Origin of the sequence: Acinetobacter cumulans, from assembly GCF_003024525.3 — a bacterium.
In the GTDB taxonomy this organism is placed as follows: domain Bacteria; phylum Pseudomonadota; class Gammaproteobacteria; order Pseudomonadales; family Moraxellaceae; genus Acinetobacter; species Acinetobacter cumulans.
The window spans coordinates 793606-805393 of record NZ_CP035934.2 but is presented as its reverse complement, the minus strand read 5'-3'; the positions used below and the strand labels follow the sequence as shown (position 1 = coordinate 805393).

The 11788-nt window shown below is 37.0% G+C and carries 10 protein-coding genes; 1 reads left to right on the top strand and 9 read right to left on the bottom strand.

Annotated elements, in window-relative coordinates:
* Window positions 1-62: 62 nt before the first annotated feature.
* The 6 genes from C9E88_RS03825 to acnD form a co-directional block, all read right to left on the bottom strand.
* The gene (locus C9E88_RS03825; RefSeq protein WP_106986545.1) at window positions 63-266 is read right to left on the bottom strand and encodes a hypothetical protein; all 204 of its coding nucleotides are present in this window, start codon (window positions 264-266) and stop codon (window positions 63-65) included.
* Between the two features lie 187 nt (window positions 267-453).
* The gene (locus C9E88_RS03820) at window positions 454-1029 is read right to left on the bottom strand and encodes a DUF4126 domain-containing protein (protein ID WP_106986544.1); all 576 of its coding nucleotides are present in this window, start codon (window positions 1027-1029) and stop codon (window positions 454-456) included.
* Between the two features lie 122 nt (window positions 1030-1151).
* Entirely contained in the window at window positions 1152-1295 is a 144-nt protein-coding gene (locus C9E88_RS03815) for a zinc ribbon-containing protein (RefSeq protein ID WP_120375839.1), read from the bottom strand.
* Window positions 1296-1440: 145 nt separating this feature from the next.
* The gene (locus tag C9E88_RS03810) at window positions 1441-3291 is read right to left on the bottom strand and encodes an NACHT domain-containing protein (RefSeq protein WP_106986542.1); all 1851 of its coding nucleotides are present in this window, start codon (window positions 3289-3291) and stop codon (window positions 1441-1443) included.
* A 211-nt stretch (window positions 3292-3502) separates the two neighbouring features.
* The gene (locus C9E88_RS03805) at window positions 3503-4054 is read right to left on the bottom strand and encodes a hypothetical protein (RefSeq protein WP_106986541.1); all 552 of its coding nucleotides are present in this window, start codon (window positions 4052-4054) and stop codon (window positions 3503-3505) included.
* A 74-nt stretch (window positions 4055-4128) separates the two neighbouring features.
* Complete coding sequence (gene acnD, locus C9E88_RS03800) at window positions 4129-6747, bottom strand: Fe/S-dependent 2-methylisocitrate dehydratase AcnD (RefSeq protein WP_106986540.1); 2619 nt, start codon at window positions 6745-6747, stop codon at window positions 4129-4131.
* 620 nt (window positions 6748-7367) lie between these two features.
* Between acnD and ygfZ the strand changes: the two genes are divergently transcribed.
* Window positions 7368-8102: a CAF17-like 4Fe-4S cluster assembly/insertion protein YgfZ gene (ygfZ, locus tag C9E88_RS03795; protein WP_106986539.1), complete on the top strand. Its 735-nt coding sequence runs from the start codon at window positions 7368-7370 to the stop codon at window positions 8100-8102.
* A 502-nt stretch (window positions 8103-8604) separates the two neighbouring features.
* On the opposite strand, the gene C9E88_RS03790 is transcribed toward ygfZ, so the two are convergent.
* From C9E88_RS03790 to C9E88_RS03780, 3 genes are all read right to left on the bottom strand, one after another.
* Window positions 8605-9737 (bottom strand): IS3-like element ISAba14 family transposase gene (locus C9E88_RS03790; RefSeq protein ID WP_223155595.1). Its coding sequence is split into 2 segments (ribosomal slippage): window positions 8605-9485 and window positions 9485-9737, totalling 1134 coding nucleotides; the frame shifts between segments, so codons are not numbered across the junction.
* 361 nt (window positions 9738-10098) lie between these two features.
* Window positions 10099-11280 (bottom strand): PQQ-dependent sugar dehydrogenase, encoded by a 1182-nt coding sequence (locus C9E88_RS03785; RefSeq protein ID WP_106985969.1) that lies wholly within the window; start codon window positions 11278-11280, stop codon window positions 10099-10101.
* A 208-nt stretch (window positions 11281-11488) separates the two neighbouring features.
* The gene (locus tag C9E88_RS03780) at window positions 11489-11734 is read right to left on the bottom strand and encodes a hypothetical protein (protein ID WP_106985968.1); all 246 of its coding nucleotides are present in this window, start codon (window positions 11732-11734) and stop codon (window positions 11489-11491) included.
* Window positions 11735-11788: the final 54 nt, after the last annotated feature.

The window sequence follows — 11788 nt, the reverse complement described above, 5'->3', positions numbered from 1 at the left end:
ATATTTAGGCTGCGCAGTGTGGCAACATACACGCGATGAAACAGCCAAAAAGCTTTGATCGGTTAAGGCTTACAGCAGGCACAGCCTTCTACTTTTTCTCTGGGCCAGTTCATTCTGGCACGTTTATAAGCCAGCTCAAAATCGGCAAAATAGCCGATTAATATTTGGTCATCGTATTTTGGTAATGCCTCACAGCCAATATCCCCATTATGTATTAAGTGCACACCTTTTTCTGTAGGTTGCTCATCTACAATAAATTTTATCATTCACAGCTCCCCCTTCATTTTGTTTTAATCGTTCAAGCTCGAATAAAACCATAAAAACTTTATGGTTTTAATTCCATAATAAAATTATGCCTTTTATGGGTAAAAATCAATCGTTTTTAAATGATAAAAATCAATTAAGTTGCTAGATTTAAACTCTACTTTTATTTTTAAGGCTGATGCACAACAGTTAAACCATGTCGGATCTCACTGCATTTTTTTTGGCTTTAATCCAACGTACAAACCAAATCATAGCCACAATGCCCAATACCACCACCAATACAGGCACTAAAAAGGCCAAGATCGACAGTACAAATGCGCCTATCCACTCACCTGTAGATAATACTGGGTTGGCTATACCACCTGTGGTGGCTGTGGATACGCCCCGTGCGGCAACTGTACTCATCTGCACGGCTGTGGCTGTACCGCCTCCAACAATAATGGCTGCTGCCCAGCTGGCAAATTGGGACATTTCACCTGAGCTGACTGCCATTGTGGTAAGTGTGCCTGCGACCATGGCTGCTGGTGTGGCAATGGTGTCGAGCATGTTGTCTACCCACGGAATGTAATACGCACCTATTTCACAGAGTGTGGCAAAACCCAAGGCAATACATACCGATGGCATGGCCAGCCATTCGAAGCCTTTCATGGGCTCAAACCAGCCCATAATGGCAGCTAGGCTCATGACCAGTAATGGTACAAATACGCGAAATCCGCAGGCTGCGCTAAGTCCTATGCCTATGCAAAGGCCGAGTAGTGTTTCCATGCTGTGTGTCCTGTTTTGGCGGTCTGTTTTTTATTTTTACTTTTTTTGAGCGAACAAAAAAGCCCTATGCTGTAATAGGGCTTTTATTTTAAAACAGGATTGGCTGTTTTAATGTGCTGTGCTTAGGCAACCTTATCGTTGTATTCGGTGCCCAGACATTTGGTACAAGGTGGTAGACGATCAGTACCAATTTCTAAGTAGGTGCGGTGGCCGCATTGAACACAAAAATAGAAGCCAGTTCCTGGTTTAGAGCCTGCAATTACCATTTTTGTTCTCCATGTGTTTTTAGAAATGGTGAACAAAGTATAGTCTTTTTTTTGGCGATGTCTATTGTCTATTTTTAAAAATAATGGTGTCATTTTTGCAAGAAATACCAATTATAAAACATTACATACATCATCCTATACGTAACTAAGAGAATAGATCATCAATATTAATATCTTGAAATTTCATAATTTTATTACTCCATTCTTCTAGACGTAAAATATATATTTTTAATGCTTTCTCAATACTTTCAGATCGTTGTGAATAATTTTCAGTGATTGCCTTAAACTCTTCATTTTTTATTCTATTTAAAATTTCTTTTCTAGTCGTTGCGGTTGTTGTTTCTGGTATATTATCCAACCTTTCATGTAAAAAATAATTTTCACTCTGCTCAATTTCATCTATATTTCCAGAAGATTTTCGTCTTGGTGTCCAAAAAAATTGATAATTAGTTTTTTTTCCTCTTTTAAATCTCTTTTTAATATCTTCCCGCATTGATGGTTTAATAAATTCTTTAAAATCAAATGCAATATAAGTATGAATATTTGTATCAAACAAGGTTAAAACCCTTACAACATTACCACTTCTTTTATTTTTATCATAAAACTTTGATGATATATAAATATTATCTAAAACTTTTTTAGATTTAAAATAATCTATATTATCATCCAATAAAGGTTTTAAGAAATTTAATAAAAATAATTTTTCATCAATAACCTCCATATAATCCACTAGATTAATATAATCTTGATAATTATTAATAACCTCATCCATCAAGCCTGATAAATTAATATTTCTTACGATAAATTTTGCACCAAAAAATTCTGGAATACTCGTATGCAAAAATGCATACGTTTGCCCCTCTCTACAAATGAAACATATCCCTGTAGTTAAATCTCGAATTAAATCATTCACAGAACATTTTAATTTTTCAAATTTAATTGCTTTTTCAACAGTTTCTCTAAAATTATATTCACTAAAAAAGAAAGTTTTTTGTTTACAACTTAAAAAACAAATACACTCAAAAACAGATTGTAATTCATTTGGCTTTAATCCTGTTACATAGTCTCTATTGTATATTAACTTAGTGCCATCATGTTTTCTTAATGTTAAATCAAACAATTGATTGTAAAATAAGGTAATGTCTGTACCAGTTATTTGTTCAGTTTTGTATAAATAAAAATAAAAATTAACCATTAAAGGTGTAACTAATACCCCTTGGATATCCTTGTTAGATTTCTTCAAATTAGTTATTAAATTTATTTTTAAAAAATCTTCATTGGTAAGCTTTTCAATTATCTTAACCTGCCCTTCAAGAGTAAGCTTATTAATCATAAATTTACTAAATATTGTACTTTTATCAATTGTTTCTTCAGGTCTTGAGGACACTATAAAATCTAATTTTGGAAATTTCTTCTCAAGTCTTTCAAATTCTTTAACAATCCTTCCCATTTCATTTGTCTTAACTTCATCAAATCCATCAAAAAATAAAATAACCTTACCATTATTAAGTAAATAATTATAAAGTTTATGATTATCCAATCCGATTATATAACTTATATTATTATGTACGAATTTTTCTAAGTTTTCATTTTCTTGTAAATCTCTTAATTCTATAAATATAGGGAATTTTTCACCTTTAAAAGATTCTTGTATCGCCAAATTTCTCATCAGAATGGATTTACCTTGCCCTACAATCCCAGAAATCAATACCTTTTTGGGACTAGCAAAGTCACTTAATTCATCAACCATAAACACATTATTTGATTCTAAATCAGTGACTTGAGGTGGAACATAAAAATCATATAAAGAAACAGATTTATCAAATTCATTAATAGTTCGGACTTGAGCTAAATCAGCCAGCTTATTATGAGCCTCTAAAGATAATGACTGAAAGTTAACCTTATCTAATTGATACTCTGCAAATTGCTTTAATGGATTAAAAATTTTTTCAAAAATATTGATTGCAGGCTCTGCTAAAACTATAGGATCGACCATAAAATTACATATGTTATTAATTATATTAGGTATATTTTATCAATATTTTAAAAACATGTGAAGACAAAGCCCTATTCTAAATAGAGTCTTTTATCAAAATTAAATTCTATAAAACTTAAGCTACATTTATTCCCACATAAGAAATTCTGTGCAAAGCATTGCGATGCCACTTATTTATACATATATATTTAATAAACCATAACAAAATGAACTACAGAATAGTAAAACTAAAATTAGTTCTCTTTATTCGCCTACACAAGAGATGCTTTTGATTAAATTCATATCCTATTTTATGTTCATTTATAATCTTTAAACATTTTTCTTTTTCTATTGCATGATGTACGCCTACACACCAAAATGTACGAATATAATTGTGCTCACTTGGCTTCAAAGAATGAAATTTATTTAAATCTTTCATCATTGCAGTAATACAGCTTTTTGCTGATTTAGCTTGCTTTAGCTCTATTGCTATCATTGTTTCAGTTGATTTATTTCTTTCTTTTAACCAAAAATCAATTATGCCTTTATCTTTTAATTTCTCTACTCGCTTATCTATTGAACAAGGTATTTCCCTAACCCACTCCATCACATTTTCTTGTTTATTAAGAAAAAAAGACAGCTCTATTTGTAGCCATACTTCCCAACCAGTAATGTTTGTTTTTTCAATTAAATTTAAGCGATCTCGGATAATCTTTTGTGTAAAAAACTTATCAAATAAATTAGATAAAAATTCAAAATCACCATTTATAATTCTATTACTCATTTTTTTCTCGAATAAAAACCCCACATAAATGTAGGGTCTTTTTTCAACAAAATCAATTATTTCAGCTCAAAATCTTAAGCCACATTTCCTTCTAAAAAGTCCTGTGCAAAGCGTTGCAACACACCACCCGCTTCATACACAGATACTTCTTCTTCAGTATCCAAACGGCAAGTTACAGGCACTTTAACAATCTCTTCTTTACCATCAGCCGTTGAACGCTCAACCACCAATGTTAAAGTCGAACGAGGCGCAATATTACCAATCACGCTATACAACTCAGTACCATCTAACTTCAAAGTTTTACGGTCTGTACCCGCTTTAAACTCAAGTGGCAGCACGCCCATACCCACAAGGTTAGTACGGTGAATACGCTCAAAACCTTCCGCTACAATCACTTCCACACCTGCAAGGCGCACACCTTTAGCAGCCCAGTCACGGCTAGAACCCTGACCATAGTCTTTACCTGCAATAATGATCAGCGGTTGCTTACGATTCATATAAGTTTCAATCGCTTCCCACATACGCATCACTTCGCCTTCAGGCTCTACACGCGCCTTAGAACCCTGCTTGATCGTACCGTCAGAGCGAACCACCATTTCATTAAACAATTTAGGGTTGGCAAAAGTTGCGCGCTGTGTGGTTAAGTGGTCACCGCGGTGCGTTGCGTATGAGTTAAAGTCTTCCTCAGGTACGCCCATTTTCTTCAAGTATTCACCTGAAGCCGAATCTAGAACGATCGCATTCGATGGAGATAAATGGTCTGTGGTGATGTTATCACCCAAGATTGCAAGCGGACGCATATTCGCTAATGTACGCGGTGCAGCCAGTGCCCCTTCCCAATACGGCGGACGGCGGATATAGGTACTTTGCGGACGCCAGTCATATAACGGGCTAGCTGCTTTCTCATTCACACCCAAATCAAACATTGGAATGTAGATTTTTTTGAACTGCTCAGGCTTAACAGCTTCTTTTACCAATGCATCAATTTCAGCATCTGACGGCCAAATGTCTTTTAAGTAAATTGGGTTACCGTCTTTGTCATTGCCCAATGAATCGGTTTCAATATCAAAACGGATTGTACCTGCAATGGCATACGCCACGACTAAAGGAGGTGAAGCCAAGAACGCTTGTTTTGCGTATGGATGGATACGACCATCGAAATTACGGTTACCTGAGAGTACCGCAGTGGCGTACAAGTCACGGTCAATGATTTCTTGCTGAATCACAGGGTCTAAAGCACCTGACATACCGTTACACGTAGTACATGCATAGGCTACGATACCAAAACCGAGTTTTTCTAAATCACCCAATACACCCGCTTCTTCAAGGTATAAAGCCGCTGCTTTAGAACCCGGTGCGAAAGATGATTTCACCCAAGGTTTACGTACTAGGCCCAGTTCATTCGCCTTACGTGCAAGCAAGCCTGCTGCAACGGTATTACGTGGGTTAGAAGTATTGGTACATGAAGTAATGGCTGCAATAATCACGGCGCCATCTGGAATTAAACCTTCCGCTTCTTGCGCACGCGCTGCTTCTAAGTTGCCTGCAATGCCTTTTGCTTTCAAATCACTTGTTGATACACGTGCATGTGGGTTTGATGGGCCTGCAATATTACGCGTTACAGTTGAAAGGTCGAAACGCAGTACACGCGGGTATTCCGCTTGAGTCATATCAGATGCCCAAAGACCAATTTCTTTGGCATATTTTTCCACAAGTTGAACTTGCTCTGCTTCACGGCCTGTCAGCGTTAAATAATCAATGGTGTTTTGGTCGATATAGAACATGGCAGCCGTTGCGCCATATTCAGGTGTCATGTTCGAGATCGTCGCACGATCGCCTACAGACATGCTGTCCGCGCCTTCACCGAAGAATTCTAAATACGCACCAACTACACGTTCTTTACGTAAGAACTCAGTTAAAGCCAATACGATATCAGTTGCTGTAATACCAGCTTGACGCTGACCGACAAACTCAACACCAATGATGTCTGGCAGACGCATCCAAGATGCACGGCCGAGCATTACGTTTTCAGCTTCTAAACCGCCCACACCAATCGAAATTACGCCAAGCGCATCGGTATGTGGTGTATGTGAATCTGTACCTACGCAAGTATCAGGGAAAGCCAAGCCACCACGGTTTTGAATCACTGGAGACATTTTCTCCAAGTTGATTTGGTGCATGATGCCGTTACCCGCAGGGATCACATCCACATTTTCAAAAGCTGTTTTGGTCCATTCAATAAAGTGGAAACGGTCTTCGTTACGACGGTCTTCAATCGCACGGTTTTTTTCAAACGCGTCTGGGTCAAAACCGCCAAACTCTACAGCTAAAGAGTGATCGACAATCAGCTGTGTTGGCACAACTGGGTTCACTTTAGATGGGTCGCCGCCTTGGTCAGCAATGGCATCACGTAAGCCTGCAAGGTCAACCAGTGCCGTTTGACCTAAAATGTCATGACACACCACACGTGCTGGATACCAAGGAAAATCATGGTCTTGTTTACGGAAAATTAATTCTTTTAAAGACTGCTCTAAAATCGCAGGATCACATTTACGTACCAGCTGCTCTGCCAGTACCTTTGATGTATATGGTAATTTTGCGTATGCGCCTGGCTGAATGTCTTCCACGGCTTGACGCACATCGAAGTATTCTAGCTGGGTACCTTGCAGCGGTTTACGGTAGTTGTTGTTCATGCCTTCCTGCCCTCATACATTTTTTTGCAGCTTATTTTTTGACGTTTTCGTCTTATGTCGCTAGGCATACTACACTGTCAAAACCCCATTTCCCAAATCTTATATTTTTCATAAACTTAACATAAAAAACAGGTGTTTTAGAAACATTTGGTTACATTTGTTTTTGTATATTTACTCTAAATCATGTTTTTGCCCAAAAATCAGGCAATTTCAAACCCCTTCTTTAGTCTTATATCTAGGCGAAAGCAGACGTTCATACTTCAATTTTACTGGAAATATCCATTTTTAATGACCAACTCCAGTTGCTTAGGTTGACTTTTTTTCGCCTAACCTCCTTATTTAGGGATTAAGCCATCGCAGAAAGCGACTTAAACTGCTGAATATTCTCCTCTCCCTTTAGGTATCTTGCTTTTTCCGCCCAATACCAATTGCAACACTACAGTTCAATCCACCATTTTGATGTCGGCCTTGCTCGCTTTGCCATCACACGCTGCCACAGTTTTGAGGTGGCGTTTTCTTCTTTTACTGCATGCATTTTCCCTAGCTGAGGCCATCAGCTCGGTCTGACTATGTGCTATATTTCAGTCCATATATTTTTAGTATTTTGCATAGGCGATCTTATGACTGGCGCTTCCCTCAGCTTCCAAAAATTCACCTTAAATGGTGTAGATGCACAAAAATTTTTACAAGGCCAAGTTACCTTACACGTCGAACGTCTCGAAGAAAATCAAACACGTTATACCGCTATTTGTGACCTAAAAGGCCGTATTCATTTTGGTTTGTGGCTCACTAAATTGAATGCTGAAAGTTTTGAGATTGTGACTACTGCCGATCAAGCAGAAGAATTTGCCAAACATATTAAAAAATTCGGTGCTTTTTCTAAAATGAAACTGGAAGAAGTTAGTGCCGTTTTCCCAACTTTAACTGAAAACACAACCACCTTCGCAACTGAAGCAACAGATATTAGCGCTTGGGAAATTCAAGCCATTCAAGCGGGTCAGGCCTATATAGATCAAGCGATTGAGCATGTTTTTCAACCTCAAGAGCTACGTTTACATCAGCGTGAAGGCGTACACTACGACAAAGGCTGTTATTTGGGCCAAGAAGTGATCGCGCGACTTTGGTTTAAAGCGAAACCAAAAGCTTGGTTACATGCAATTCAAGGTACAGGAACTGTGCCTGCACAAGCTGAACAGCTCCATGCACAAGTACAAGTGGTGAATAGCGCTGCGACTGAAAATGGCTATGTGGCTTTGGTTGTGGCACGTCCAGACGCACTGGCTGAATTAGCTATAACCGTTTTAGATTTGCCTGAAGCTTTAAATGGCGATGTGGCACGTCCGCAGTCAGCTTAAATAAATTCAGAAGATAGCTACATTTAGCTATCTTCTTTTATAATAAATCTAAGTTTTAAATTTTAAAATTCATCATGTTAATTTGACTATTTTTAAACTAAAATGCACTCCGAATTTTAACAATAAACTATATAACGATGCATCAGACACAATTTCAAGACCCAAAGCATAAGTTAATCGCACTCTACTATGGTGGTTTTTCAATATTAGCAGTTTTAATGATATTTTATTTTATTGGTTTTCTTAATCTTTTCTCAATTAACAATATTATTTATCTACTGTTCCTTCTTCAACTTATCATTACAATTTCTGGCAGTTATCTTTACTGGAAACAAAACATTAAAGGTTTAATAACCCTAAAATGGATAAGTTTTAGTTTGATCTTCCTTATATGTACGCCTTATTTTTTATATATTCCAAATATTGCACTTATTTTTGGTTAGAGGTGGTCCCACTTGTTTGAACAACTAAAAGCGTATTTATAAGTGATATTCCGCTCTAGTTAAGCCACCTTGTTTTGTTGGGGTAGCTGATCATAGTAAAACTCATTTGGTGTCATTTTGTCTAGACTCGAATGAGGTCGTTTCAAATTATAAAACTCAAAATATGCACTTAATTGCTTTTTCGCATCTGTGACACTGCTATAAGCTTTGAGATACACCTCTTCATATTTAACGCTCCGCCATAATCGTTCAACCATCACATTATCTACCCATCGACCTTTACCATCCATACTGATTTGAATGCCATTTGATTTCAATACATCAATAAATGCATCACTGGTAAACTGGCTGCCTTGGTCTGTATTAAATATTTCAGGTCGACCATATTTTTCAATCGCTTCATTTAAAGCCGAAATACAAAAATCCACCTCCATACTAATCGATACTCTATGCGCAAGTACCTTGCGGCTATGCCAATCAATCACAGCACATAAATAAACAAAGCCTTTTGCCATAGGGATATACGTTATATCCGTAGACCACACTTGATTACTGCGCTGAATAGCCAATCCTTTGAGCAGATATGGATATTTACGGTGAGCTTGATTAGCCTGGCTTAAATTTGGTTTGCAATATAACGCCTGAATACCCATTTTCTTCATTAAAGTACGTGTATGACGTCGTCCTATATGATGTCCTTGACGATTCAACAAATCACGCATCATACGACTGCCTGCAAAAGGATATTGCATATGTAATTCATCAATACATCGCATCAGCTTCAGATCTGATGCACTCACAGGTTTTGGGCGATAGTAATAACAACCACGGGAGACTTTCAGCAGCTTAGCTTGCTTAGATACTGAAATCTGAAGTGAGTCGTCGATTAACTTTTGTGGTTGAAGCGGCCCAGTTTCTTCAACACACCTTCTAAAAAATCAATTTCTAATGCCTGCTCACCGATTTTTGCATGTAGTTTTTTTAGATCGATGGGTGGTTCTGTTGGAGCTTTTGATTGATCGAAAGCTTGCGAGGAAGCTGAGATCAATTGATTTTTCCAGTCAATAATTTGGTTTTGATGAACATCAAACTCAGCACTCAATTCAGCAAGTGTTTTTTCTGCTTTAATCGCAGCAAGTGCTACCTTAGCTTTAAAATCATTTGAATGATTTCTTCTTGGTCTACGTGCCATAAAATACTCCATATATTGATGTTTATAACATCATTTGAGGAGCAGAATATCACTTATAGGAGTTGTTCAAATTTACGGATCCATCTCTGTTTTTACATAGAAGCAACTCCTGATTCTTTTTTCTATCTACTAAAAGCACATATAGGCTACAACACGTCAATAAAATTCAATACAGCTGGAACATTGCCTTGGGGCTTTGGTTTAAATTTTATTGAGTTAATTATGTTCTTACTTTTTAGAAAAATTTTAAAAGAAATTCTACAGCAAACATAGAAATAGAAGAGTTAGAAACTTCTCTCATTAATGATCATATTTTATAACATCAAACCCACAGCCAAAGCCTAAAGACGTTGGCTTTTTATCACTCATTTTTTTCCCTCACATAATAAATCACCCCTGCCCGATCATCTGAAAAATAAAATGATTTTCCATCGATCTTATAAATATCAGCAGGTCGCCCATACAACTTTTTACCGACTAAAAAACCATCCATAAAGGTTTCAAGTTTTTGTCCTTTACGCATCATTGCAATTTGATAGCCATGACCAATCGCCTCGTCGGTAGAGCCATGCAGGGCCACTAAAAACGCATTTTTAATAGTGGCATCGGCATGAGGGTCATCAAAATAATCAAAACCCAATGCAGAGGAATGTGAAGGGAAATAAGCATAGGGCGATGGAACATTTTTACAGCCAGATGCACGTTTAAATTTAGAATCCGCCAAGACTTTGCCCTGCCATGAATAACATGCAGGCCAGCCATAATCGACATCTCGTTTTAACGCATAAAAAGTTTCATCTGGCTTTTTACTTCCCAAATGATCGGAACCTTGATTGGTTGCAAATAGAAATTTTCCGATCCATTTTAATCCAACTGCGTTACGTAAACCTGTCGCATACATCCGTTGCTCTGAACCATCAGGATTCATCTCGATGACTGAGGCTCGCACTTTTTCTTTTTCTACACAGGCGTTACAACTCGAGCCAACCGACACATAAATTTTTCCATTTCTACCAACTGCAATCGTCCGTGTCAGATGCCAACCACCGTATTTATAACTCAAACCATAATCGGGAAATGTCGCTAAAACTTCAGCCTTATTCGATGGCTGAGTCTCTCCTCTGCTGAATTTTTGCCGGGTCAGTTGGTGCGTTTCCGCCAAATAAAGCCAATCCTGTCCTTGAGCATCGGTATAAAACTGAACTGAATTTGGATTTCTCAACCCCGTCAAATAAGGAATGATTTTGCCAAATTTACCCGTTTCAGCATTCCAATCATCCAATATATACACAGTGCCTTTTTTATTATCTGTTAAATCATACATATCCGTGACAAACATTCTGTGATCAGGTGCTTGTGCAAAAAAGCGTCCCCGTTTGAGACCTTCCGCTGCTGGAATAATTTCATACTGTGCAGGCAAATTTAATGAAAACTGCTTGCCATTTTTTAAATGGATTGGATAAGGTACAAGCTTGGGTTGTTGAGCCCAACTGGTCATTGAACAGACGAAACTTAGGATCAAGATGGCGCTTATTTTTATCATATTTAAATACATCTCAATGAATTATGTATATCTATATTCATCATAGATAGCATATCTCTAATTTATTCAGTTTATATTTTTATAAAATATTATTATTTTGAAATTTAAGGTTTTTTAAACCATATACGCTGTTAAATCACACAACAGTCAAAAAACAAGGAGGAACTTTATCCCCCTAATTTCTTCGTTGTTATAATCATGTTTTTAATTAAAAACCATGAAACAACTTATTCATATCTTTACAAAGATAATCTTTAAAGGAAAAATCACGTGCATGTTTAGCATCAAACTTAACTCTAAGTTCCCCTTTTTCAAAGATATAAACCCGATCTTCTTGACTCACTAAAAACTCAGCGCCAAGCTTCATTAGTAGCGCATCTATTTTATCTTCATGTGCAATGCTTTCATCTTGATTCACTTTGTCATAATTTCGCTTAATGCTTTTAATAAACATTTAAGAACTCACTCGTATATTACAAAAGCGATTAAAACAAACTGAGTAACAAAT